Source organism: Streptomyces sp. NPDC091292, assembly GCF_044757265.1.
Classification (GTDB): Bacteria; Actinomycetota; Actinomycetes; order Streptomycetales; family Streptomycetaceae; genus Streptomyces.
Genome location: NZ_JBIVUQ010000003.1, coordinates 558,742 through 582,095, shown reverse-complemented (window position 1 = coordinate 582,095; position 23,354 = coordinate 558,742). Strand labels below are relative to the sequence as shown.

21 protein-coding genes are annotated in these 23,354 nt (G+C 71.6%); 16 read left to right on the top strand and 5 right to left on the bottom strand.

What is annotated here, in order from left to right:
• Positions 1-35: 35 nt before the first annotated feature.
• A complete protein-coding gene (locus ACIQNU_RS13945; RefSeq protein WP_401365524.1) occupies positions 36-1,982 on the bottom strand; it encodes a BTAD domain-containing putative transcriptional regulator in 1,947 nt (648 codons plus the stop codon).
• Between the two features lie 521 nt (positions 1,983-2,503).
• On the opposite strand from ACIQNU_RS13945, the gene ACIQNU_RS13940 reads away from it, so the two are divergent.
• The 5 genes from ACIQNU_RS13940 (at position 2,504) to ACIQNU_RS13920 (ending at position 7,858) form a co-directional block, all read left to right on the top strand.
• Positions 2,504-3,556, top strand: coding sequence for an ABC transporter ATP-binding protein (locus ACIQNU_RS13940; RefSeq protein WP_401365522.1), 1,053 nt, complete (start codon positions 2,504-2,506; stop codon positions 3,554-3,556).
• A gap of 64 nt (positions 3,557-3,620) precedes the next feature.
• Positions 3,621-4,823 (top strand): ABC transporter substrate-binding protein, encoded by a 1,203-nt coding sequence (locus tag ACIQNU_RS13935; protein WP_401365520.1) that lies wholly within the window; start codon positions 3,621-3,623, stop codon positions 4,821-4,823.
• Between the two features lie 7 nt (positions 4,824-4,830).
• The gene (locus ACIQNU_RS13930) at positions 4,831-5,757 is read left to right on the top strand and encodes an ABC transporter permease (RefSeq protein WP_401365518.1); all 927 of its coding nucleotides are present in this window, start codon (positions 4,831-4,833) and stop codon (positions 5,755-5,757) included.
• A gap of 46 nt (positions 5,758-5,803) precedes the next feature.
• A complete protein-coding gene (locus tag ACIQNU_RS13925; protein ID WP_401365516.1) occupies positions 5,804-6,619 on the top strand; it encodes an ABC transporter permease in 816 nt (271 codons plus the stop codon).
• A gap of 3 nt (positions 6,620-6,622) precedes the next feature.
• On the top strand, positions 6,623-7,858 hold the full coding sequence (locus ACIQNU_RS13920) for a damage-control phosphatase ARMT1 family protein (RefSeq protein ID WP_401365515.1): 1,236 nt from the start codon (positions 6,623-6,625) through the stop codon (positions 7,856-7,858).
• 21 nt (positions 7,859-7,879) lie between these two features.
• Here ACIQNU_RS13920 and ACIQNU_RS13915 read toward each other — a convergent pair whose 3' ends face one another.
• Entirely contained in the window at positions 7,880-8,845 is a 966-nt protein-coding gene (locus ACIQNU_RS13915) for a Ku protein (RefSeq protein ID WP_401365513.1), read from the bottom strand.
• A 71-nt stretch (positions 8,846-8,916) separates the two neighbouring features.
• On the opposite strand from ACIQNU_RS13915, the gene ligD reads away from it, so the two are divergent.
• Positions 8,917-9,810, top strand: a complete 894-nt coding sequence (ligD, locus tag ACIQNU_RS13910) for a non-homologous end-joining DNA ligase (RefSeq protein WP_401365511.1) — start codon at positions 8,917-8,919, stop codon at positions 9,808-9,810.
• Between the two features lie 19 nt (positions 9,811-9,829).
• On the top strand, positions 9,830-10,564 hold the full coding sequence (locus ACIQNU_RS13905; RefSeq protein WP_401365510.1) for a phosphotransferase family protein: 735 nt from the start codon (positions 9,830-9,832) through the stop codon (positions 10,562-10,564).
• 688 nt (positions 10,565-11,252) lie between these two features.
• Here the strand turns inward: ACIQNU_RS13905 and ACIQNU_RS13900 are convergent.
• A complete protein-coding gene (locus ACIQNU_RS13900; protein WP_401365508.1) occupies positions 11,253-12,062 on the bottom strand; it encodes a nuclease-related domain-containing protein in 810 nt (269 codons plus the stop codon).
• A gap of 239 nt (positions 12,063-12,301) precedes the next feature.
• On the opposite strand from ACIQNU_RS13900, the gene ACIQNU_RS13895 reads away from it, so the two are divergent.
• From ACIQNU_RS13895 to ACIQNU_RS13875, 5 genes are all read left to right on the top strand, one after another.
• Positions 12,302-13,108, top strand: a complete 807-nt coding sequence (locus ACIQNU_RS13895) for a hypothetical protein (protein WP_401365506.1) — start codon at positions 12,302-12,304, stop codon at positions 13,106-13,108.
• Positions 13,105-14,382: an ATP-binding protein gene (locus ACIQNU_RS13890; protein ID WP_401365504.1), complete on the top strand. Its 1,278-nt coding sequence runs from the start codon at positions 13,105-13,107 to the stop codon at positions 14,380-14,382. Before ACIQNU_RS13895 ends, ACIQNU_RS13890 begins: the two co-directional genes overlap by 4 nt.
• 126 nt (positions 14,383-14,508) lie before the next feature.
• Positions 14,509-14,946, top strand: a complete 438-nt coding sequence (locus ACIQNU_RS13885; RefSeq protein WP_401365502.1) for an SH3 domain-containing protein — start codon at positions 14,509-14,511, stop codon at positions 14,944-14,946.
• Between the two features lie 89 nt (positions 14,947-15,035).
• Positions 15,036-16,391 (top strand): FtsW/RodA/SpoVE family cell cycle protein, encoded by a 1,356-nt coding sequence (locus tag ACIQNU_RS13880; RefSeq protein WP_401365500.1) that lies wholly within the window; start codon positions 15,036-15,038, stop codon positions 16,389-16,391.
• On the top strand, positions 16,388-17,881 hold the full coding sequence (locus ACIQNU_RS13875) for a peptidoglycan D,D-transpeptidase FtsI family protein (RefSeq protein ID WP_401365499.1): 1,494 nt from the start codon (positions 16,388-16,390) through the stop codon (positions 17,879-17,881). The genes ACIQNU_RS13880 and ACIQNU_RS13875 overlap by 4 nt, the downstream gene beginning before the upstream one ends.
• Here ACIQNU_RS13875 and ACIQNU_RS13870 read toward each other — a convergent pair.
• Complete coding sequence (locus ACIQNU_RS13870; RefSeq protein WP_401365497.1) at positions 17,835-18,470, bottom strand: Uma2 family endonuclease; 636 nt, start codon at positions 18,468-18,470, stop codon at positions 17,835-17,837. The genes ACIQNU_RS13875 and ACIQNU_RS13870 overlap by 47 nt on opposite strands.
• 219 nt (positions 18,471-18,689) lie before the next feature.
• On the opposite strand from ACIQNU_RS13870, the gene ACIQNU_RS13865 reads away from it, so the two are divergent.
• Together ACIQNU_RS13865 and ACIQNU_RS13860 are read left to right on the top strand one after the other, a co-directional pair.
• Positions 18,690-19,619 carry a diiron oxygenase gene (locus ACIQNU_RS13865; protein WP_401365495.1) on the top strand — a complete coding sequence of 310 codons (930 nt, stop codon included), beginning with the start codon at positions 18,690-18,692 and terminating at the stop codon, positions 19,617-19,619.
• An 81-nt stretch (positions 19,620-19,700) separates the two neighbouring features.
• A complete protein-coding gene (locus ACIQNU_RS13860) occupies positions 19,701-20,426 on the top strand; it encodes a TetR/AcrR family transcriptional regulator (protein WP_401365493.1) in 726 nt (241 codons plus the stop codon).
• A gap of 36 nt (positions 20,427-20,462) precedes the next feature.
• On the opposite strand, the gene ACIQNU_RS13855 is transcribed toward ACIQNU_RS13860, so the two are convergent.
• Entirely contained in the window at positions 20,463-21,143 is a 681-nt protein-coding gene (locus ACIQNU_RS13855; RefSeq protein ID WP_401365649.1) for a carbonic anhydrase, read from the bottom strand.
• 254 nt (positions 21,144-21,397) lie between these two features.
• On the opposite strand from ACIQNU_RS13855, the gene ACIQNU_RS13850 reads away from it, so the two are divergent.
• Both ACIQNU_RS13850 and ACIQNU_RS13845 read left to right on the top strand, forming a co-directional pair.
• Entirely contained in the window at positions 21,398-21,682 is a 285-nt protein-coding gene (locus ACIQNU_RS13850; protein ID WP_401365491.1) for a hypothetical protein, read from the top strand.
• 522 nt (positions 21,683-22,204) lie between these two features.
• On the top strand, positions 22,205-23,344 hold the full coding sequence (locus tag ACIQNU_RS13845; protein ID WP_401365489.1) for an NlpC/P60 family protein: 1,140 nt from the start codon (positions 22,205-22,207) through the stop codon (positions 23,342-23,344).
• Positions 23,345-23,354 lie beyond the last annotated feature (10 nt).

Below are 23,354 nucleotides of genomic sequence, written 5' to 3'. Positions count from 1 at the left end.
GGCGAGGTCGGACGGGGACGGGCGGGGGCCGCGGTTCAGCGGGGCGTGGGGGCCGCGGAGACGACAGGGGCGCTGTCGCTCCGCCCGGCCGCGTACGCGAGCTGACGCGCGTAGATTTTGAGCAAAAAATGCATGCGGTACGGGCCGGGCGGGCCTTCCTCCAGTAACCCGGCCTCCGCCAACCGCTCCAGCGCCTCATCGGCGTAGGCGTCAGCAGGGGCACCGGATTCGGCACCGGCATCGGCGAAGTCGCCGAGCGCCGACGAGGTGAACACCAGCCCGTCGTGGGTGCCGAGCCGCCGGAACGCCTCCTGCCAGCGCGGCTCCAGTCCGTGCAGGGCGCTGCCGAAGACGCGCGGGACGGACATGCCGGGCTCGTCGGCGAGGGTGAGCCGGGCGGGCAGGTTCTCGGCGAGCCAGGCGACGCAGTCCGCGATCCGCAGTCCGGGGCGGGTGAGCAGCCGCGCACCGGCGATCCGCAGGCTGAGCGGGAAGTGCCCGCATACACGTGCAAGTTCGTCCGCCGCGGCCGGTTCGGCGCCGACGCGTTCGGGCCCGAGGGTCGCGGCGAGCAGTTGCCGTGAGTCGGCGGGCTCCAGCGTGGACAGCCGGTGGACGCTGCCGCCGTGCGTGGCGACGAGCCCGGCGAGGCCGCGCCTGCTGGTGACGATCGCGGCGCCTCCGGCGGCGGCCGGCAGCAGGCGGCGCACCTGGTCGGCGCCGGAGACACCGTCGATGACGAGCAGCGCGCGACCGCGCGCCGTGCCGGGCGCGGGCAGGTCGGCGAGGACGTCGTCGTGGGTACGCGGGGTGCCGTCCGGCCGGTTCATCGGGAGCACGAAAACGCCGCCGGGGAAGCTGTGTTGGGTGTCGTACGCGGCCTGAAGCGCGAGGGCGGTCTTGCCGATGCCGGGGGCGCCGGAAATGAGGACGACGGTGGTGCCGGTGGTGTCGGGGGTGCCGGGGGTGCCCGGGGTTTCGGCGGTGAGGCGCCCGGTGATGGCGGCCCGCTCGACGGCGCGTCCGGTGAAGGTCGGCACGGGTTGGAGCGGCGGCGGAACCGGGACGGAGAGTGGGGGTGTTGGCAGAGGCCGGTCGGCGGCGGGGCCGAAAGGGGCGGGCGCGGTGGTCCCGGAGGCCATGGCCACGGGTGCGGATACGGGTACGGGTGCGGGTGCGGCGGTGAGGGCGGGCGCCGGGCGTTCCACGAGCTGTATCCGCTGGTCGGCGGTGGCGGGCCCGAGGTCGTCGCCGCGCAGGATCGCGAGTTCGAGCCGCTGGAGCGCGGGCCCGGGGTCGATGCCCAGCTCTTCCTTGAGGCGCCGCTTGACGGCCCGGTACTCGGAGAGGGCCTCGGTCTGCCGGCCGGTGCGATAGAGCGCTTCGATGAGTTGCTCGGAGAACCGTTCACGGCCCGGGTGTCTTCGCGCGGGCTCCCACACGTCCACGAGGACCTGACGGCAGCGGCCCAGGGCGAGTTCGATGTCGCAGGCGCGCTCCAGGGTGCGCAGCCGTTCCTCGGTGAGCGCGGGGACCTCGTCGCGGTGCAGCATCGGGGACGGCACGTTCGCCAGGAGGGAGCCCTGCCAGAGGGTCAGGGCCTCCTTGAGCCGGTAGAGCCTGCTCTCGGCGTCGGACGCGTCGTCGGCCGCGCGGACGAGCAGCCGGAACCGCACGAGGTCGAGCGTGGCCGCGTCGGCGTGCATGCGGTAGCCGCCGGGCACCGTCTCGATGGCATTACCGGTGATCCCGTATTTGGTGAAGATTCGGCGCAGCCTGAGTACACAGCTCTGCAGCGCGGCCCGCGCGGTCGCCGGTTGATTTTCGTCCCACAGCGCGCGCAGCAAGTAATCGGTCGAAACGACGGAACCCGGATGAATGAGGAGAGCCGCGAGCAGACTCGCCGGTTTGGAAGGTTTGAGAACGACGACTTCATGTCCCTCGGCAATGCCCAGGGGACCCAAAAGCTGGAAACGATACACTCCCGCCCCTATATCAGCATTCGTATCCGCGGCGTCCGAAACTGCGGAAATCGGACGGTGGGCCGGTCGTCGGAACACTCCCTGAACTGGTACAGACCTCTGGCAGGCGCACTGATTCCCTACTTCCCCGCAACAAAGTGCCGCCACCCGCAGTGGACCGCAGTGGACCGCAGTGGACCTTTACCGACTGCGTTCACCAAGACTCAACAAAGCAACTGCCAAGAACTCGTTGGGCATCCTAGTAACTCGTTGAACGAAAGTCGACCCTGCGGTCGAACCGCATTCCCGCGCCACCGGGAGAGCACATCGGGTGCAACGCGGCACGGAGTGGAACTGAATTCGCCGTGAAGTACGCGGCGCCCCATCTGAGGCGAGGTCGCACCTTTTCCGCCGGAAAAGGGAGGGTAATGACGGTGGGCCGGATTCGCGGCGGCGAGCGGCGGGGCGCGGTCGGCCCGCGCCCGCGATCACGGGGAGTGATCGATGAGTAACGCCCGACCGCGCCGGGAAGGTTCCCGGCCATGAATCCCGTAGAGGGCAAGGCCATCCGGCTGTCGGGTCTGCGGAAGTCGTTCGGCCGGACGGAAGCCGTCGCCGGAGTGGATCTGGAGATCGCCGACGGCGAGTTCTTCTCGCTCCTCGGCCCGTCCGGCTCGGGCAAGACGACGGTGCTCCGGATGATCGCCGGATTCGAACCGCCCACCGCCGGCACGGTCGAGCTGGCGGGCCGCGACGTCACCCGGCTCGCCCCCTTCGAGCGGGACGTCCACACCGTGTTCCAGGACTACGCGCTGTTCCCGCACATGACCGTCGAGCAGAACGTCGCGTACGGCCTCAAGGTCCGCAGGGTCCCCCGGGCCGCACGGCTGCGGCAGGCCCGGGAGGCTCTGGACGGTGTGGGGCTCGCGGACCTCGGGCCCCGCCGCCCCGCCCAGCTCTCCGGCGGCCAGCGCCAGCGCGTGGCGCTCGCCCGCGCCCTGGTCGACCGGCCCCGGGTGCTGCTGCTCGACGAACCCCTCGGCGCCCTCGACCTGAAGCTCCGCGAGCGGATGCAGGTCGAACTCAAGGCGCTCCAGCGGGAGGTGGGCATCACCTTCGTCCTCGTCACGCACGATCAGGAGGAGGCGCTGACGATGAGCGACCGTATCGCCGTCCTCCACGAGGGCCGGATCGCACAGGTCGGCACCCCGGCCGAGATCTACGAACGGCCCGCGACCGCCTTCGTCGCGGGCTTCGTCGGTACGTCGAACCTGCTGACCGGCGCCACCGCCGAGAAGATCGTCGGCCGCGCCGGTACGTACAGCGTGCGGCCCGAGAAGATCCGGGTGCTGAGCGGTACGGCGGCGGACGGCCCGCCGGAGCCGGACCACTCGACCACCACGGGGACCGTCACGGAGGTCGTCTACCTAGGCGACACGACCCGCTTCCTGGTCGGCCTCGATGCGGGCGGGCGGCTCACCGCGCTCCAGCAGAACCTGGAGACCTCGTCCGAGGACGTCGCCGCGCTGCGCGGCTCCCGGGTCGCGCTCCGCTGGCACCACCGCCACAACTTCCGCGTACCAGACGCGAATTGACGCCCACTCCCCATTGCCGGGCCCCCTTCCTCCCTCCACTCCGTCCCCCTCCCCAGGAGTCCCCGTGCGACTGAACCGAACCTCCCGTGCCGTGGCCGCCGCAGGAGTGCTGCTGCTCGCCGCCGCGTGCGGCTCGTCCGACACCCCGTCGAAGAACCCGGGCGGCAGCGGCTTCGAGCCGCCGAAGATGACCGCGCAGAAATCCCTCGGCGCGACGGAGGGGAAGGTGAACCTGATCGCCTGGGCCGGATACGCCGAGGACGGTTCCAACGACCCCGAGGTCGACTGGGTGACCCCGTTCGAGAAGAAGACCGGCTGTCAGGTCACCAGCAAGACGGCCGCCACGTCCGACGAAATGGTCAGCCTCATGAAGACGGGCGAGTACGACGCCGTGTCCGCGTCCGGCGACGCGGCCCTGCGCCTGATCGCCGCCGGAGACGCGGCCCCCGTCAACACCGATCTGGTGCCCAACTACGCCGATGTGTTCCCGGACTTGAAGAACCAGCAGTGGAACACCGTGAAGGGCGTCTCGTACGGCATCCCGCACGGCCGGGGCGCCAACCTGCTGATGTACAACACCGAGAAGGTCACCCCGGCGCCCACCTCCTGGTCGGCCGTCTTCGACAAGGGCTCGGCGTACAAGGGCAAGGTCACCGCGTACGACTCGCCGATCTACATCGCCGACGCCGCGCTCTATCTGATGAAGAGCGATCCGTCGCTCGGGATCAAGAACCCGTATGCCCTGGACCAGAAGCAGTTCGACGCGGCCGTGGACCTGCTGAAGGAGCAGCACGCCAACATCGGGGAGTACTGGAGCGACTATCTCAAGGAGGTCTCCGCGTTCAAGAGCGGTGACTCCGTGATCGGCACGACCTGGCAGGTCATCCTCAACACCGCGCAGGCCGAGAAGGTGCCCGTGAAGGCGGTGCTGCCGACCGAGGGGGCGACCGGCTGGTCCGACACGTGGATGCTCGCGGCCAAGGCCAAGAACCCCAACTGCGCGTACAAGTGGCTGGACTGGATCATCTCGCCGGAGGCGAACGCGCAGGTCGCCGAGTACTTCGGGGAGGCGCCGTCCAACGCCAAGGCGTGCGAGGCCACGGTGGACAAGAACCACTGCACCACCTTCCACGCGGCCGACGAGCCGTACTGGAAGCAGGTCCACTTCTGGACCACGCCGATCGCGCAGTGCGTCGACGGCCGCACCGACACGACCTGTGTGCCGTACGCGAAGTGGGTGCAGGCGTGGACCGAGATCAAGGGCTGACCTGTCGATGACGCCCACCGCGCCGGCCACCGCACCGCCCACGGAACCGGCACCACCCGCCCCACGAGCCGCCGGATCCGTCCGGCGGCTCGCCGGGGCGCTGCACCGGCGGCCCCGGCTGCGCCTCTCGCTGCTGCTCGGCGCGCCGCTCGCCTGGCTGGTCCTGGCCTATCTCGGCTCGCTCGCGGTGCTGTTCCTGTCCGCGTTCTGGGCGACGGACTCCTTCACGTCCGACGTGGTGCGGATCTGGAACACGGACAACTTCACCGCGCTGTTCACGACCGGTGTGTACCGCCAAGTCGCCCTGCGCAGCGTCGGCGTGGCCCTCGCGGTCACCGTCCTGTGCGTGCTGATCGCTTTCCCGATCGCCCTGTACACGGCGCGGATCGCGGCGCCGAAGTGGCGCCCGCTGCTGGTCGTCGCGATCCTCACGCCGCTGTGGGCGAGCTATCTGGTGAAGGCGTACGCGTGGCGGCTGATCCTCGCCGAAGGGGGGCTGCTCGACTGGGCGCTGGGGCCGCTGGGCGTGTCATCCCCCGGGTACGGGCTGACCGGCACCGTCATCGTGCTCACGTATCTCTGGCTGCCCTACATGATCCTGCCGATCCACGCGGGGCTCGAACAGGTCCCGTCCCCGCTGCTCGACGCGTCCGCCGACCTCGGGGCCGGGACCGGGCGGACCCTGTGGTCCGTGGTGCTGCCGCTGATCCTGCCGTCGGTGGCGGCGGGCTCCGTGTTCACGTTCTCGCTGAGCCTCGGGGACTACATCGCCGTGCAGATCGTCGGCGGCAAGACCCAGCTGATCGGCAACCTCATCTACGCGAACATCACGCTCGATCTGCCGCTGGCCGCCGCGCTCGGCACGGTGCCGGTGGTGATCATCGTGCTGTATCTGCTGGCGGTACGCCGGACCGGGGCGCTGAGCAACCTATGACACCTCCGACACCCGCCGCCCATCCCGCCGAACCCCGGGGGCCCCGATGATTCTCTCCCGTACCGCGCGGGTCCTACTGCGGGTCGCCGCCGGGCTCGGCTTCACCGTGATCTACGTTCCGCTGCTGCTCGTCCTGGTGAACTCCCTCAATCCGGACCGCAGTTCGGGATGGCCGCCGCCGGGGCTGACGTTCCGCTGGTGGCGGACGGCCTGGGAGAGTGCGGGCGCGCGTGACGCGCTGTGGACGTCGGTCAAGGCCGGGCTGGGCGCGACGGCGATCGCGCTGGTGCTCGGCACGCTGATCGCGTTCGCGGTCGCGCGGTACCGGTTCTTCGGGCGGGACGCGCTGTCGTTCGTGGTGGTGCTGCCGATCGCGCTGCCGGGCATCGTGACGGGCGTGGCGCTGAACACCGCGTTCCGTACGGTCCTCGAACCGCTCGGGGTGGGGCTCGGGATGTTCACGGTGGTCGTCGGCCACGCCACGTTCTGCGTCGTGGTCGTCTTCAACAATGTCGTGGCCCGGCTGCGCCGGACGCACGGGGCGCTGGAGGAGGCGGCGATGGATCTGGGCGCGCACAGCTTCCGGGCGTTCGCGGACATCACGTTCCCGATGGTGCGGTCGGCGCTGGTGGCGGGCGGGCTGCTCGCCTTCGCCCTGTCGTTCGACGAGATCGTGGTGACGACGTTCACGGCGGGCCCTGGGGTGCAGACGCTGCCGATCTGGATCTTCTCCAACATGGCCCGACCGCAGCAGGCCCCCGTCGTCAATGTGGTCGCCGCCGTGCTCGTCCTGCTGTCGGTGATCCCGATCTATCTGGCGCAGCGCCTGTCGTCGGACACGGCGTCCGGCGGGAAACTCTGACGCATGAGTCACCCTGCGAATCCCGCCCCCACCGCCCCCGTCATCCTCGGCAACGACCGCGACTCCTTCGCCTGGAGCGTGCTGCACAAGCGGCATCCGGCGCTGATCGAACGGGTCAGGGGCGCCACTCCGTATCCGCCCGCCGTACAGCGCGGCCTCGACGCGCTGCTCGCCGAGACCGCCGGGGGCGGCGCGGGCGGAGTGATGCGGGGCCTCGGCGACGACGAGGCGGACGCGGCGGACTGGTGGGGCTGGGGCGCGTCCGAACATGTGGGCCGCCCCTGGGCAGACGCCCCGTTCCTGTGGTCGGAGAGCTACTTCTACCGCCGCCTGCTCGGCGTCCTGGGCTATTTCGGTACGGGCCCCTTTCGCGCCGTCGACCCCTTCGCGCCGTTCAAGGCGGCCGAGCTGCACGGCGAGGGAGTGGCCGGCGAACTGGTGTCCCTGGACGAGGCGTCCCGGTCACCCGGCACCCGCGCCGAACGCGACACGGCACTCCTCCTGTCCTCCCTCTGGGGCAACCGCGCCGACCTCGGCTTCCGGATCTCGGCGGGCGGTGCCGGCGTGGTTGAGCGGGTGCACCGGCTGGTCCACGACGACAGCACGGCCCTCTGGGACGTACTCGACCGGGCCCCGTCCCCCGGCACGGTCTGCCTGGTCGCCGACAACGCCGGGCCCGAACTCCTCCCGGACCTCGTCCTCGCCGACGACCTTCTCACCACGGGCCGCGCCGCGACGGTCGTCCTGCACGTCAAGCCGCACCCGTACTACGTCTCCGACGCGACCGTCGACGACGTACTCGCCTGTCTGCGACGCATGACCGCCGGGCCGGGCGGGGCGGCGGAGACGGGGCGGCGCCTCGGGGACGCCGTCGCGGGCGGGAGGCTGCTCCTCCGCGCCCACCCCTTCTCCTGCGCACCCCTCCCCTACGCGGACATGCCCGACGACCTCCGCGAGGACTTCGCGTCGGCGACCCTCACCGTGATGAAGGGCGACCTCAACTACCGCCGCCTGGCCGGTGACCGGCTCTGGCCACCCACGACTCCGTTCGCGGAGGCGACCGGCTACTTCCCGGGCCCGGTGGCCGCGCTGCGAACCCTGAAGTCGGACGTGATCACGGGGCTGGAAGAGGAGACGGTGGCGGAGCTGGAGGCGGCGGCCGGGGGTAGTGACGAGGGCGGGGGCGGGGGCGGCTGGCGTACGAGTGGGCGGTACGGCTTGATCCAGGTGAGCGCGTAAGGAGTTCTTCGGACCTCGGGGTCAGGCGGAGCGGCGCTTGCGCGGGGTCGTCTTCTTGGCAGGCGTCTTCTTGGCAGGCGTCTTCGCGGCCGTCTCCTTCGCAGCGGCCGTCTTCTTCGCACTGGCGGTCTTCTTCGTGGCCGCCCTCTCCTCCGTAGCCGCCGTCTTCTTCGTGGCCGTCGTCTTCTTCGTGGCCGCCGTCTTCTTCGTGGCGGCCGTCTTCGCCGCGTCCACGGACTGCTGGAGGATCGCGACGAGGTCGATGACCTTGCCGCCGGTGGGTTCGGCCGCCGCCGGGTGCTCCTCCAGGGTGCCCGCGAGCTTCGCCGCGATCAGCTCTTCGAGCGCCGCGCGGTAGTCGTCGTGGAGCGTGGACAGGTCGACCTCGCCGAGCGTGTTCATCAGGGCGTCGGCCAGGTCCAGTTCGGCGTCCCGTACCTTCACCCGGGCGTCCGGGGCCGCGCTGTGCGGGACCCGGATCTCGTCCGGCCACAGCAGCGCGTGCATGGCGATCACGTCGTCGACCACGCGGAGCATGCCCAGCCGCTCACGGCCGCGCAGCGCGAACTTGGCGATGGCGACCCGGTCGGTGCGCTTCAATGCCTCGCGCAGCAGGGTGTACGGCTTGGTCGCGGGCACGCCGTTCGCCGCCAGGTAGTAGGCGGCGTCCATCTGGAGCGGGTCGATCCGGTCGGCCGGGACGATCGCGACGACCTCGATGGTCTTGGTCGTGTTCAGCGGCAGCGAGGCCAGGTCGGCGTCCGTGATCGGGATGATCGTGCCGTCCGGGCTCTGGTAGCCACGGCCGGTCTCGGCGGCGGTGACCTCGACATCCTCCAGCTCGCACACCTTCCGGTACCGGACCCGGCCGCCGTCCTCCGTATGGATCTGCCGGAAGGACACGGCGTGGTTCTCGGTGGCGCTCATGAGCTTGACGGGGATGTTGACCAGGCCGAAGGCGATGGAGCCGTTCCAGATGGATCGCACGTTCGTTCCCTACCTCTGAGGTCGCCGTCCCTTGCCATCCCAAAAGTCCCTTTACGTGGGATTCTCATGGTATGTCGCCTCGTACGCCGCCTCTCATCGAGGTGGAGGGGCGGCGGCTGGCGCTGAGCAATCTCGACAAGGTGCTGTATCCGGGGCCCGGCTTCACCAAGGGCGAGATGCTGCACCACTACGCGACCACCGCCGACCCGCTCCTCGCCCATCTCCGCGACCGTCCCGTGTCGTTCCTCCGCTTCCCCGACGGGGTCGAGGGGCAGCGCTTCTTCGCCAAGAACCTGCCGCCCGGAACACCCGACTGGGTGCGCACGGCCGAGGTCCCCCATACGGAGGGGGTTCAGCGGCAAGTGGTCGTACAGGATCTGGCGACGCTGATGTGGGCGGCGAATCTGGTGACCGAGTTCCACACGCCCCAGTGGCGGGACGGCTCCCCGGGGCAGGCCGACCGGCTCGTCCTGGACCTGGACCCGGGGCCGCCGGCGACGGTCGTGGACTGCTGCGAGGTCGCGCTCTGGCTGCGGGAGCGGCTGGCGGCCGACGGCCTGGACGCCTACGTGAAATCCTCCGGCGCGAAGGGGCTGCATCTGCTGGCGGCGCTGCGGCCGACGCCGTCCGGCGAGGTCACGGCATACGCGAAACGGCTCGCGGTCGCCGCGGAACGGGCGCTGCCGCAGCAGGTCACGCACCGCATGACACGGAGCCTGCGCCCCGGCAAGGTCTTCGTCGACTTCAGCCAGAACGCAGCCGCGAAAACAACGGCAACCCCATACACCCTCCGCGCCCAACCAACCCCCACGGTCTCGGCCCCCCTGACCTGGAACGAAATCGAGTCGTGCACGACCCCGACCGACGTGACGGTGGAGGCCCCGGACCTACCGTCCCGCCTGGAACGGTACGGAGATCTACTGGCACCGCTGCTGGACGAGAAAAGCGCGGGAACCCTTCCGTAGGGCCTGGCAGGCTGGAGGGATGCCCGAAACCCCGCTGCCCGGTGGCTTCGTGAACGACGTGGTGCGCGTCGGCGCGACGGTCCGCCGCCGCCCCTCGCCCCGCGCCGCGTTCACGCACGGCCTGCTCGGGTTTCTCGCGGAGCGGGGCTGGGAGGGGGCGCCGCGCTTCCTCGGCCTGGACGAGCGGGGGCGGGAGGTGCTCGGTCATATCGAGGGCGAGGTTCCGCTGCGGGACGGCGAGGCCGGGGCGGCGGCCTCGGACAGCGCGCTGGCGCGGGTCGCGCGGATGGTCCGGGAGTTCCACGACCTGACGGCCGACTCGCCGCTGTCCGGCGACCAGGAGGTGGTCTGCCACAACGACCTCTCCCCGAGGAACACGGTCTACGCCACCGGGGACGGCGCCTGGCGCCCCGTCGCCTTCATCGACTGGGACCTCGCGGCCCCCGGCGCCCGCGTCCACGACGTGGCCCATGTGTGCTGGCAGTACCTCGACCTGGGCCCCACCGTGACGGACCTGCCCGCCACGGCCCGCCGCCTCCGCCTGATCTGCGACGCGTACGGCCTCACGGAACGGACGGACCTGATCCCGACGATCCTGTGGTGGCAGGACCGCTGCGCCCGGGGTATCGAGGCAGCGGCGGACCGGGGCGACCCGGCGATGACAGCACTACGGTCCCGGGACGTCCCCACGAAGATCCGCGCGGCCTCCCACTGGCTGACCGCCCACACCACAGCCCTCTCCGCCTCCCTGTAACCCTGGGTGACCCTCCGCACAGGGGCGGGTCCGGGACCGGAGAGGGTCGTGGACCGGCGGGACGTGCGGGAGTTCCAGTTCAGCCGAGAGATCCGCCCGGCGGGGAAGGACCGTCGCAAGCCGGTGCTGGGGGCCGGCCTATGCGGTGCGGGTGCCCACGGGGGCGGCGGTGTCCGACGGGGTTGGGCGAAGGGCCCGCCCCTTCACTTCACATCCGCCGCAGCGGCACTTTCCGACGCCACCAAACCCACCCAACCGGGTTGGGCGAAGGGCCCCGCCCTTCGCTTCACATCCGCCGCAGCGGCGCTCAACCACCACACCCCTCACCGGCGGTGCCGAGCCCGCCCCAGGCCGGAGGCCGAGCACACCCACACCACACCGGAAAACACCCGCACACAGCACCACCCAACCGGATCGCATGAAGGGCCCGCCCCTTCACTTCACATCCACCGCACCAGCACTCACCGACGCCACCAAACCCACCCCACACGCCCACCCGACCGGGTTGGATGAAGGGCCCCGCCCTTCACATCCGCCGCAGCGGCGCTCAGCCACCGCGCCCCTCACCGGCGGTGCCGAGCCCATCCCAGCCCCCAAGAGCCAGGCGCAGCCATACCGCGCCGGAAGGCGCCCGGAGCCGACAAGGGTGGGTGGGTGGGAACACCGTTCACCAAAAGCGGTCACCGATTCACAGGCGGAGCCACGTCTGCCGGTCCCGTGCGACCCCGTACGCCGCCTCCACATCCGCCGTCTTCAGGACGCCCCCCTCCCGGGCGAGGCCCCCGAGGTCGGTGTCGCGGAGGATCCGTATGTCCCGTACCCCCGGCGACACCAGGATCTCAGTCGCCCCGACCACCACGAGGACCGGTCGGACATCGGCGGTGAGTGCGTAGGACGCCCGGTCGGCGAGCCCCCGTACCAGCCGGATCAGCGGCGCCGCCGTCCGGCCCGCGCTCACCACCGGGTCCCCGACCCGGACCCGGCGGCGCCGTGCGTGCAGGGAGTGCAGGGCGAAGATCCCGCCGGGGCCGATCAGCAGGTGCGGGATGCGGTCGCCGCCGGGAAGCGGGATCGAATGCAGGGTGCGCCAGCCCGCGCCCTCGAACCCGTCCAGCGCCCCGCCGACCGCCTCTTCCGCCTCCAGGGCGAGCCGCCGGGGATCGGCGCGCAGGAACCGGCCCCCGGCGACGCGGCCGGGTTCGCGTTCGATGGCGATCTGAAGGGCCTCGCCGGGCCGGTTCGGGGCGAGGTCGTCGTCGGGGTGGAGGGTGAGGCGGGCCAGCTCGGCGGCGTTCGGTACGGGCGGCGGACCCACCGTGACGTCCCCGCTCAGGAAGGGGGCGAGCGCGTCGAGGGCCCCCTCGCCGTACTGCCGGTGCACCACACTGACCCGGGCCGCGTCGCGGTCGTACCACGCGACGTTCCTGCCGTCGGGCAGACAGACGTAGAGCCGTTCCCGGCCGTGGCGCCAGGTCGGTATGACGCGCAGTGCGGTCATGCACCATCACCCCATGACCATGGGAACAGCCCGTCTGCCCGAGAGCAAGCAGAAGACGGGAAGTCACCCCGACCGATGGCCGGCCGTGGTGCCCCGTCCCATCACGGCCCCATCACGGCCCCACCACCGGGCGAACAAAAAGGAAATCCTTACTAATAAGGTGTACGAGGTCCGCCCCCCACGCACACGGACCACCGACAGCCCGATACCCATACCCGTACCCCCACAGGAGCAGCCCCGTGTCCCCCCGCCACCCCGTCCGAGCGCGCCGCAAGGCGACCGTCACCGCCCTGCTGCTGGCGTCCTGCGGCGGCGCGGTCCTGACCGGGTGCGGTGACAGCGGTGGCCTGGAGGCGGCGGGCGCCACCCCGACGGCCGTCGGCCCCGCCAGGCTCTGGCCGGACCTGACCCCGGCGTCGACCCCCGCCTACGACTACGACGAGGCGCACACCGAGACCATCAAGGGCCTCACGGCACCGGGCGACGACATCCGCAAGCTGGACCCGCTGACCGTCCTGCGCACCCAGGCCAAGGAGCACCCGGACACCTTCACCGGCGACGACGCGCTCGACGCGGACACCGCGCGGAAGATCACCGAGTGCGGCGACGAGGACGGCGGCGAGGACGCCGCCGGGAGCGGGAACTGCCCGGTACTGCGGGCCTACTACCGGGACCTCACCGGCGACGGCAGGGACGACCTGGTGATCGGCATCCGCATGCACGACGGACAGCTCGCCGTCCGCGTCTACGCCTTCGAGCAGCACACGCTCACCCAGATCATGGGCACGTCGGACGCGGTGATCGGCGTGGAGGTGGCAGGGCGCGACCTGGTGATCCGGGCGGTGTCGGGCATCGCAGGGTACGAGTACCGGACGGTATGGGCCTGGGACCGGCACCAGCACGCGATGCTGCCGACGAAGGACGAGATCCTGCGCGTGGGCGGGTCGTCGACGAAGCCGGTCCGCCCCCGGGTGACCCCGCCGCCCCTGACCACTCCCACCCCCTCCCCCTCCGCCACCCCCAACGCCTCTCAGAGCGCCCCATGAGAAACCCGCTCCCCGGCCTCCGCACCCGCCTCCGCTCCCGCACCGCAACCCTGACCTGGAAGGCGGCGGCCTTCATCACGGTGATGTGCTGCGCACTCGCCGCGCTGCTCGGGCTGCTCGTGCACACGGCGGTGACCAAGCAGACCGCGGGCCAGGCCCGCGACCGGGCGCTGACCCGGCTCACCGAGGCCACGCGGGCGTTCGAGGACGGGGACAGGTTCGGTCCCGGCGCCGGCCTGGACCCGGCGGGGCTGCCGGGCCCGCTGCGGGAGCTGGCGCTCGACGGGCGGCGCGGCACGATGGTCGGCGCGTCCCCGCACCCGACGATGTGGGCGGCCGGCCCGGCGGACGGCCACCGGGTGCTGGCCGTGCAGGTCGACTACGCCCAGGGCGTCCGTACCATCGACGGCCTCGACCGGGCCATCCTCGGCTCGTCGGCGCTCGCGATCGGGGCGACCCTCCTGGTGGGCGCCTTCGCGGTGACCCGGGTGACCCGGCGCCTGCACACGACGGCGCAGGTGGCGCGGCGGATCAGCGCGGGCGACCTGGACGCGCGCGTGGACGATCCGCGCACCAAGGACCCGGCGCGCCCGCAGGACGAGGTGGCGGCGGTCGCGGGGGCGCTGGACTCGATGGCGTCGTCGCTCCAGCGCAAGTTGCAGAGCGAGCAGCGGTTCACGGCGGACGTGGCGCACGAGCTGCGCACCCCGCTGACCGGTCTGCACGCGGCGGCCGAACTGCTCCCGCCGGGCCGCCCGACCGAGCTGGTACGGGACCGGGTCGCCACGCTCCGCACGCTCACCGAGGACCTTCTGGAGATCTCCCGCCTTGACGCGCGCAGCGAACGCGTCGACCTCGGGGCGCATCTGCTGGGACCGCTGGCGGAGCGGGTGGTACGGGCGTCGGGGGCGCCGGTCGACGTACGGATCGGGCGGGACGTGTGCGTGGAGACGGACCGGCGCCGCCTGGAGCGGGTCCTCGGCAATCTGGTGGCGAACGCGCACAAACACGGGCGTGCGCCGGTGGAGGTGTCCGTGGACGGCCCGGTGGTGACGGTCCGCGACCACGGGGACGGATATCCGGAGTATCTGGTGGAGCACGGGCCGCAGCGGTTCCGTACCGAGGGCGGCGCCAAGGGGCACGGTCTCGGGCTGACGATCGCGGCGGGGCAGGCCGAGGTGCTGGGCGCCCGGCTGACGTTCGCGAACGCGCCGGACGGCGGCGGCGCGGTGGCGACACTGACCCTGCCGCACCGGCCGGACGGATCCTCGTAGACAGTCCCCTTCAAGCATCCCCGTGGAGCGTCCCCGTGGAGCGCGGCCTCCTATGGCGCAGTGCGACGGGCGCGGCACCGGACCCCCTCTTACGGTGAGAGCGCACCCCCTCCCCGAGGAGACCCCATGCCCCTGGCCCCGCGCTCCCTCCGCACCCTCGCCACCCGGCTCGGCACGGTCGCGGCCGGCGGTGCGCTCGCCGCGGTCACCGTGCTCGCCGGGGCCGGTGGCGCGACGGCCGCCGAACCCGGCCCCGACCCCCGCCCCGGCGCCGACGGCGAGCACGGACAGGGCTACGGGAACGGGGGCCGCGAGCACGACCGGTACCCGATCTACAAGGGCCGTGTGACGGCGGACGGCGGGCTCATCCTGCGGGACCGGCCCGACCGGGGCGCCCGGATCCTCCGGGTCGAGCCACGGGGGGCGATCGTGTCGATCTTCTGCAAGTCGAACGGTGAGCGCGTCGAGGGCACCCGCCTCTGGTACCTCCTGACGGACGGCACCTGGGCATGGGGCTCGGCCCGCTACATCGACAACATCGGCAAGGTCCCGCGCTGGTGCTGACACGCCTGCACTGACAGGCCGACTATCACGACATAACGGGACATCAGGCACACCGCTTGCTACGTTCCCGCCATGACCGGAACGACGGCATGACCGGAACGACGGCGAAGGCACCGGCGGCGTCCGCCCCCGCCGTACGCGCCCCCCGGCGCCGCGGCACCGAGCTGACCCTCATCGTCCTCGCCGTACTGCTCTCGGTCTTCGGCTACTGCGCGGTCGGGTTCGGCAAGAGCGGCTCCGTACCGCCCGACGCCGCCGGTTACGGCGCCGGGCTCGGCGTACTCGCGCTGGTCGCGCACGGCGCGGTCCGGCTCCGCGCCCCGTACGCCGATCCGCTGCTGCTGCCGATCGCGGTCCTGCTGAACGGCGTCGGCCTCGTCCTGATCTACCGGCTCGACCTGGAGACCCCGCGCGACCAGGCGGCGCCGGCCCAGTTGATCTGGTCGACGCTGGGCGTGGGCCTGTTCATCGCGGTCGTCACGCTGCTGCGGGACCACCGGGTGCTCCAGCGGTACGCGTATCTGTCGGTGGTCGCCGCGCTGGTGCTGATGATCGTGCCGATCTTCTTCCCGGCCGTGAACGGCGCCCGGATCTGGATCCGCTTCGGCGGATTCTCCCTTCAGCCGGGCGAGTTCGCGAAGGTGCTGCTCGCGGTGTTCTTCGCCACCTATCTCGCGGCGAACCGGAACGCCCTCGCGTACACGGGCCGCCGGATCTGGCGGCTCCAGTTGCCGACGGGCCGGGTGCTCGGGCCGATCGTGGCGATCTGGCTGCTGAGCGTCGTCGTCCTGGTCCTGGAACGGGACCTCGGGACCTCGCTGCTGTTCTTCGGCCTGTTCGTGATCCTGCTGTACGTGGCGACCGGCCGGACCGGCTGGATCGCGGTGGGTCTGCTGCTCGCGGCGGTGGGCGCGTTCGCGGTGGGCTGGCTGGAGCCGCACGTCCACGTGCGGGTGCAGGACTGGCTGCACCCCATGGCGTCGATCGACGCGGGCCAGGGCCCGAACCAGATCGCGCAGTCGCTGTTCGCGTTCGCGGCGGGCGGCATGTTCGGCACCGGTCTCGGCCTCGGCCACTCGATCCTCATCGGCTTCGCCGCGAAGTCGGACTTCATCCTGGCGACGGCGGGCGAGGAGTTGGGGCTCGCGGGCCTGTCGGCGCTGTTCCTGCTGTACGGACTGCTCGTGGAGCGGGGGTTCCGGGCGGGCCTGTCGCTGCGGGACCCGTTCGGGCGGCTGCTGGCGATCGGGCTCGCGTCGATCGTGGCGTTCCAGGTGTTCGTGATCGCAGGCGGGGTGACCGGGCTGATCCCGCTGACGGGCATGGCGATGCCGTTCCTGGCGCAGGGCGGCTCGTCGGTGGTGACCAACTGGATCATCGTGGCGCTGCTGATCCGGCTCAGCGACTCCTCGCGCCGACCGTACGAGGAGGGGGCTTCCGAGTGACCCGTCACATCCGGCACGCGGCGGTGTTCTGCGCGCTGCTGCTCGCCGCGCTGCTGGTGAACGCGGCCCGGGTCCAGGTCGTCCAGTCGGCCGCGCTGGACGACAACCCGGCCAACCGCCGCCAGGCCATCGCCCGGTACGGGGTGCCGCGCGGGGACGTCGTCGTCGGCGGGAGCCCGGTCACCGGCTCCACGGACACCCGGGAGCAGTTGCGGTACGAACGCACGTACGCGGACGGCCCGTTGTACGCGCCGGTGACAGGTTTCTCGTCGCAGGTGTACGGAACGACGTTCCTGGAGCACACGGAGGACGCGGTCCTGTCGGGCACCGATCCGATGCTGGCGCCGCTGCCGCTGTGGAACGACGTGACGCGGGGGCGCAGTCCGGCGGGCAAGGTCGTCACGACGATCGACGCGGACGCCCAGCGGGCCGCGTACACGGGCCTCGCCGGGCGGCGGGGCGCGGTGGCGGCGATCGAACCGACGACGGGGAGGATCCTGGCGCTGGTGTCGGCGCCCTCCTACGACCCGCAGCGGCTGTCCGGAACGGGCCAGGCGGTGGAGGGCGAGTGGGCCCGCCTGAACGCGGACCCGGAGAAACCGATGCTGAACCGGGCGATCCGGCAGACGTATCCGCCGGGTTCGACGTTCAAGGTGGTCACGGCGGCGGCGGCGCTGGAGTCGGGCGCGGTACGGAATCCGGACGATCCGACGGTGTCACCGGACCCGTTCCGGCTGCCCGGCACGTCCACCTCGCTCAGCAACGAGGTGGACGGCTGCGAGGACGCCCCGCTGCGGTACGCGTTCTCCTGGTCGTGCAACACGGTGTTCGCGAAGCTCGGCGCGGACGTGGGTCTGAAGGCGATGGTGGACACCGCGCGGAGGTTCGGGTTCAACGACCCCGGGCTGCGGATCCCGTTCTCGGTGGCGTCGAGCAGCTTCGACCAGCACATGGACCAGGCACAGTTGGCGCTCTCCTCGGTGGGCCAGTACGACACCCGGGCGACACCGCTCCAGATGGCGATGGTCGCGTCGGCAGTGGCGAACGGCGGCACCGTCAAGTCCCCCTACCTGGTGGCCCGTACGACCACGCCCGATGGGATCACGCTCCGGTCCACGAGCCCGAAGACCCTGCACCAGGCGATGAGCGCGCGCACCGCGTCCCAGTTGCGGGACATGATGACGGACGCCGTCGAGGAGGGCACGGGCGCCAACGCGGCCATCCCCGGCGCCACGGTAGGCGGCAAGACAGGCACGGCCCAGCACGGCATCGGCAACGCCGGCACGCCCTACGCCTGGTTCATCGCCTGGGCCAGACCCGACCGCGCGACGGACCCGGCGGTGGCGGTGGCGGTGGTGGTGGAGGACGCGTCGGCGATCCGGGGAGAAATCAGCGGCGGCGGCACAGCGGCCCCCGTCGCGAAGGCGGTGATGGAGGCGGTCCTCAAACGCCCTGAGAACCGGGACGATCGCGACGACCGCTCGCCCTGAGGTCGATCCCGATCGGGAACGGGACCGACAGCTTGAGCTGGTCGTGATGGATGCCGTTGACGGCGTAGGTGCCGGTGGCGGGGTCCAGTTCGTACACGTAGACGACGGGGAGCCCGTCCTTCTGCTCGACACGCCAGTAGTGGGGGATGCCGGCGCCCGCGTACTTACGGGGTTTGACCTCGCGGTCGCGGTCCACGGAGTCCTCCGACACGACCTCGACCGCCAGCAGGACGTCCGCCGGATCGAACCAGGTCTGGGACGGTCCGGTGACGGCATCCGTCCGGACCACGAGGACGTCCGGCTCCGGCCGGTTCCTGCTGTCCAGCCGGACCGTCATCTCCCGGAGCACGGTCAGATGGTCGGGCGCCTGCCCCAGCAGTTCGTTCTCCAGCAGACGCATGGCGAGCGCGTGGAACAGGGTCTGCGGACTCACGAGGACGAGGCTCCCGTCGATCAGCTCCGTGTGCGGAGGGAGATTGGGGAGCCTGTCGAGATCGTCCGCCGTCCAGCCGCCGGCGGGCGGGCGGGCCCAGACATGGTTGTCGTCCAGCCCGTAGTCCCGCCCGGCGCTCGTCATGATCGCTCCCATGCGTCGGAGCCTGCCTCGTAAAGCCAGCGTACCCAGCGGGAATGGCGAAGCGTCGCCCGAACGGGTGATGGCGTCGGCCCGGAGGGCCCGTGTGGGTCGGGTAACAAGTGCCGTACAAGGGATTGACGGGCTTGCTGACGCGGAGTCTCATAAGGGGTAACCGCCGGTAACTCGTGCGTCTTTTCCCGGGCGTGCGGTGATGACGACAGGGGGACACCCATGACGACCCTCAGGGAACCGGGGATGCTGCGGGACTCGCTCGGGCTTCTCAAGGACCGGGAGCAGGTGGCCGGGCGGCTGCTCGAATCCTCCGCCAAGCACTCCTTCGACCCGGACAAGGAGCTGGACTGGGACGCTCCGGTCGAGGTCGGCAAGTGGTTCCTGCCGCCGGAGCTGGCCTCGCTCTACGACACCCCGCTGTGGAAGAAGATGTCCGAGGAGCAGCGCCAGGACCTGGCACGGCACGAGGCCGCCTCGCTCGCCTCGCTCGGCATCTGGTTCGAGATCATCCTGATGCAGCTCCTGGTACGGCACATCTACGACAAGTCCGCGACCAGCGCCCATGTGCGGTACGCGCTCACGGAGATCGCGGACGAGTGCCGGCACTCCATGATGTTCGCCCGCCTGGTCGAGAAGACCGGCGCACCCGCGTACCCCGTCTCGCGGCTGAACCACAATCTGGGGCGGGTCCTCAAGACGGTGTCGACCACGCCCGGCTCGTTCGCGGCCACGCTGCTCGGTGAGGAGATCCTCGACTGGATGCAGCGGCTGACCTTTCCGGACGAGCGCGTCCAGACCCTGGTGCGCGGTGTGACCCGCATCCATGTCGTGGAGGAGGCCCGCCATGTGCGGTACGCGCGCGAGGAGTTGCGGCGCCAGATGGTCACCGCGCCCCGCTGGGAGCGCGAACTGACCCGGCTGAGCTGCGGCGAGGCGGCCCGCGTCTTCTCCATCGCCTTCGTCAACCCGCGGGTGTACTCGGACGTCGGCCTGGACCGCCGCGAAGCCGTCGCCCAGGTCAAGGCGAGCGGCCACCGCCGCGAGGTCATGCAGACCGGCGCCAAGCGCCTCACCGACTTCCTGGACGACATAGGCGTCCTCCAAGGCGTCGGCCGGCGGCTGTGGCGGTCGTCGGGGCTGCTCGCGTGACGCGTCCGCGGGCCCGGCCCCGGCGGCCAGGACCGCAACCGGGCATATATGTCCGGTACGGCAAGCGGGTTACGCTGCGGTATGACCTCGGCAGCCGGCACCCGCGCGTACCGACGCCTCAGCGTGGAGGAGCGGCGCGGCCAGCTCCTCGAAGCGGCCTTGGGCCTCTTCGCGCAGCGCGCGCCCGAGGAGGTCGCGCTCGATGATGTCGCGGAGGCGGCGGGCGTCTCCCGGCCCCTGGTCTACCGCTACTTCCCGGGCGGCAAGCAGCAGCTCTACGAGGCGGCACTGCGCTCGGCCGCGCACGACCTGCGGCAGTGCTTCGCCGAGCCCCAGGACGGCCCGCTCACCCGCCGCCTCTCCCGTGCCCTCGACCGCTATCTCGCCTTCGTCGACGAGCACGACGCCGGATTCAGCGCCCTGCTCCAGGGCGGCAGCGTCGTGGAGACCTCCCGTACCACCGCGATCGTGGACGAGGTACGCCGCTCGGCCGCCGACCACATCCTCGCCCACCTCGGCGCGGACGACCCCGGCCCCCGGCTGCGGATGACCGTACGGATGTGGATCACGGCCGTCGAGGCGGCCTCGCTGATCTGGCTGGACGAGGAGAAGCAGCCGCCGCTGGACGAGCTGCGGGACGGCCTGGTCGAGCAGTTCGTGATGGCGCTCGCGGCGACGGCGACGCGCGACGAGCGGGCCGCGGAGGTCGTCCGGTACGCGCTGTCCCTGGAGACCCCCGACGGCCCGCTCGGCGCCCTGCTCCGCGGGCTGCTGCCGCTGGCGGGCGACGCGGCGCACCTGCTGTGAGACGGGTGCGCCGGGCCTCCGGCCGTCAGGTGGGTGTCAGCTCAGCACCCGCACCAACTGGTCGCTGAGTTCGTAGCGCGCGCCCACCACGCCGAGCTTGCCCGAGGCGATCAGCGGGGCGAGATCGGGTTCGGCGGCGAGCCGGGAGCGTACGAGCCGGGTCTGTGCGGTGATCGTCGCGTCGATCCGCGCGCTCCCGGTCTGGCTGTGGTCTATGGCCGGCCGTATCTGGTCCGCCAGGTACTGGATGTGCGCGGGCAGATGCGTACCGGACTCGTCCGCCTCGACGGCCGCCTTGACCGCCCCGCAGGACTGGTGGCCGAGTACGAGGACGAGCGGAATCCCCAGTTCGAGCACCCCGTACGCGACGCTGCCCAGGACCGCCTCGTCCAGGACCTCGCCCGCCGAGCGGACCGTCAGCAGGTCGCCGAGCCCCTGGTCGAAGACCAGCTCGGGCGGTACCCGTGAGTCGACGCAGCTCAGCACCACCGCGAACGGGTGCTGTCCCGCTATCAGTTCCTGCCGGGTCACCCCGTTCTCGTGCGGGTGGCGCTGCCGGAAGTCGTGCCAGCGCTGGTTGCCCCTGACGAGTTCCCGCAGCGCGCCCTGAGGTGTGCTGACGTCCCCGGACGTGGGCCGGGGCGCCGCGGTGGCGGTGCCGGTCCCGAGGGCGGTGGCGGCGCCCACGGCGGCGGTTCCGCCGAGTGCGGCGCGCAGAAGAGTACGGCGCTTGGTGTCGCCGGAGCCGGAGAGGGCGGCGGATCGGCCGCCGCTCCGGAAGAGTTCACGGTTGAGGATCACGGCCGGGAAATTAGTCCTGGCGCCCCGGCCCCGATCCGACTTTGCGCACTGATGGAGAATGTTTCACCAACGCCTTACGGCATGGCGTCTGGACAGGCCGAATTTGACCCGGTATGCGACGCGTGGCGCCGATGTCATCGGGGCGGGTGGGTCCGGGTGACACTGGAGAGGTGAAGAGCGAAGACACCCCGTTCGTCGGCGGGCCCCTGGACGGCCGTGTCCTGCCCGTCCTGCTCGGCCCGACCGGCCACCCGCCGAAGGTGTACCGGGTCCCGGTCCCCGACGCGACCGGCGGCCCGCCGACCGTACTCGTCTACCGGCGGGTCGCCGTCACCGCGGGCCGGCGATTCGCCCTGCACCGGGGCTGGACGTACGAGTACGACGCCGAGGGTGAGTCGGGTGGGGGGCTGCGGTGGCCGTGGTCAAAGCGGGGTCCTGGCGGACGGCTCACGTAGGCGCTCGGTCGGTGGGGTGCGGTGCGGTGCGGTCGTCCGCGGCGCCGTCGTGGCCGGTCGCGCAGTTCCCCGCGCCCCTGCGGTTGGGCTGCCGCCCGATCGATCGGCAGTGGGGCGCAGTGTGGTCCATCGTCCGCAGCCTCGTCGTGGCTAGTCGCGCAGTTCCCCACGCCCCTGCGGGGGCGCTGCCGCCGCCCGATCGGCCGGTAGTGGGGCGCAGTGTGGTCCATCGTCCGCAGCGCCGTCGTGGCTAGTCGCGCAGTTCCCCGCGCCCCTGCGGGGGCGCTGCCGCCGCCCGATCGATCGGCAGTGGGACGCAATGCAGTCCATCGTCCGCAGCGCCATCGTGGCTCCCCGCGCCCCTGCGGGGGCGCTGTCCCGATCCGAAAATCTGCCCACCGTGTACCCGGACGAGTGACCTCCTTGGGCCGGATCGCCCTGCGGCAGGAATGGTTCGGGGGCGGTGCGGCCGATGCTCACCCTGCGGGGTTCGTGCGGTGCCCTCTCGGTGGAGGTGACGGTATGTCAGGCAGGCTGGTGCGCAGGGCGGGTACGGCGGTCGTGGTGGCGCTGGTGGCGGGTGCGCTCCTTGCTCCGGGGTCGGCTGTGGCGGCGCCCGGACCCGAAGGGCGGTCCGTACCCAAGCTTCTGACCGATCTTCAGAAGCTGTTCCGGCAGACCGAGGAGGCCACCGAGCGGTACAACGGCACCGAGGAGAAGCTCAAGCAGCAGCGGGACCAGACGAACCGGCTGAACGCCCGGCTGGCCAAGGCGCGGGCCGCCCTCCACGACAGCCGGGGCGCCGCCGGGCGCCTCGCGCGCCAGCAGTATCAGGGCAGCAGCGACTTCTCGCCCTATGTACGGCTGCTGCTCGCCCGCGACCCGCAGCAGGCCCTCGACCAGACGCACGTCCTCCAGCGGGTCTCGCTGGAACGCGTCGAGACCGTCGACCGGCTGGCCGACGGCGCGAGGCAGGCCGACGACCTGGCGGCGTCGGCCCGCAAGGCGCTGGACGACCAACTCGTCCTGGCCGAACGGCAGAAGAAGGAGCGGGACGACGTCCAGAACAAACTCAAGGACGTCGAGAAGCTGCTCGCGTCCCTGACCGCCGGCCAGCTCGCCGAACTCGCCCGCCTGGAGGCCGACGGCGCCGCCGACGCCCAGCGGAAGTTCGTCGCGTCCGGCGCCCTGAGCAGCGCCCGGCCACCGTCCGAGGCCGGGAACCGGGCGCTGCGGTTCGCGGTGGAGCAGATCGGCAAGCCGTACGAGTGGGGGGCCGAGGGGCCCGGCTCGTACGACTGCTCCGGGCTCACCTCACAGGCGTGGGCGCATGCGGGGCGGGAGATTCCGCGGACCAGTCAGGAGCAGTGGGAGTCGCTGGAGCGGGTGCCGTTGGGGGAGCTTCGGCCCGGGGATCTGGTGCTCTACTTCCCCGGGGCGACGCATGTCGGGATCTATCTGGGGGACGGGATGGTGGTGCAGGCGCCGAGGCCGGGGGCGGTGGTGAAGGTGTCGCCCGTCGCGGCGAATCCCGTACTGGGCGCGGTGCGACCTGACCCGTCGGCCGAGGGGATGTCGGGGTACCGGCCGCCCGTGTTGCCCGACGGCGCTCGGGAAGGGTCCGACACCGGGTACGGGTTGGATGCGGCACCGTCTTCCTAGCCGTACCCGG

Excerpts from the sequence above, each read along its gene's own strand:
- ACIQNU_RS13940 (WP_401365522.1), top strand. The coding sequence starts at position 2,504 with ATGAATCCCGTAGAGGGCAAGGCCATCCGGCTGTCGGGTCTGCGGAAG.
- ACIQNU_RS13930 (WP_401365518.1), top strand. The coding sequence starts at position 4,831 with ATGACGCCCACCGCGCCGGCCACCGCACCGCCCACGGAACCGGCACCA.
- ACIQNU_RS13925 (WP_401365516.1), top strand. The coding sequence starts at position 5,804 with ATGATTCTCTCCCGTACCGCGCGGGTCCTACTGCGGGTCGCCGCCGGG.
- ACIQNU_RS13920 (WP_401365515.1), top strand. The coding sequence starts at position 6,623 with ATGAGTCACCCTGCGAATCCCGCCCCCACCGCCCCCGTCATCCTCGGC.
- ligD (WP_401365511.1), top strand. The coding sequence starts at position 8,917 with ATGTCGCCTCGTACGCCGCCTCTCATCGAGGTGGAGGGGCGGCGGCTG.
- ACIQNU_RS13905 (WP_401365510.1), top strand. The coding sequence starts at position 9,830 with ATGCCCGAAACCCCGCTGCCCGGTGGCTTCGTGAACGACGTGGTGCGC.
- ACIQNU_RS13900 (WP_401365508.1), bottom strand. The coding sequence starts at position 12,062 with ATGACCGCACTGCGCGTCATACCGACCTGGCGCCACGGCCGGGAACGG.
- ACIQNU_RS13890 (WP_401365504.1), top strand. The coding sequence starts at position 13,105 with ATGAGAAACCCGCTCCCCGGCCTCCGCACCCGCCTCCGCTCCCGCACC.
- ACIQNU_RS13885 (WP_401365502.1), top strand. The coding sequence starts at position 14,509 with ATGCCCCTGGCCCCGCGCTCCCTCCGCACCCTCGCCACCCGGCTCGGC.
- ACIQNU_RS13880 (WP_401365500.1), top strand. The coding sequence starts at position 15,036 with ATGACCGGAACGACGGCGAAGGCACCGGCGGCGTCCGCCCCCGCCGTA.
- ACIQNU_RS13870 (WP_401365497.1), bottom strand. The coding sequence starts at position 18,470 with ATGGGAGCGATCATGACGAGCGCCGGGCGGGACTACGGGCTGGACGAC.
- ACIQNU_RS13865 (WP_401365495.1), top strand. The coding sequence starts at position 18,690 with ATGACGACCCTCAGGGAACCGGGGATGCTGCGGGACTCGCTCGGGCTT.
- ACIQNU_RS13860 (WP_401365493.1), top strand. The coding sequence starts at position 19,701 with ATGACCTCGGCAGCCGGCACCCGCGCGTACCGACGCCTCAGCGTGGAG.
- ACIQNU_RS13845 (WP_401365489.1), top strand. The coding sequence starts at position 22,205 with ATGTCAGGCAGGCTGGTGCGCAGGGCGGGTACGGCGGTCGTGGTGGCG.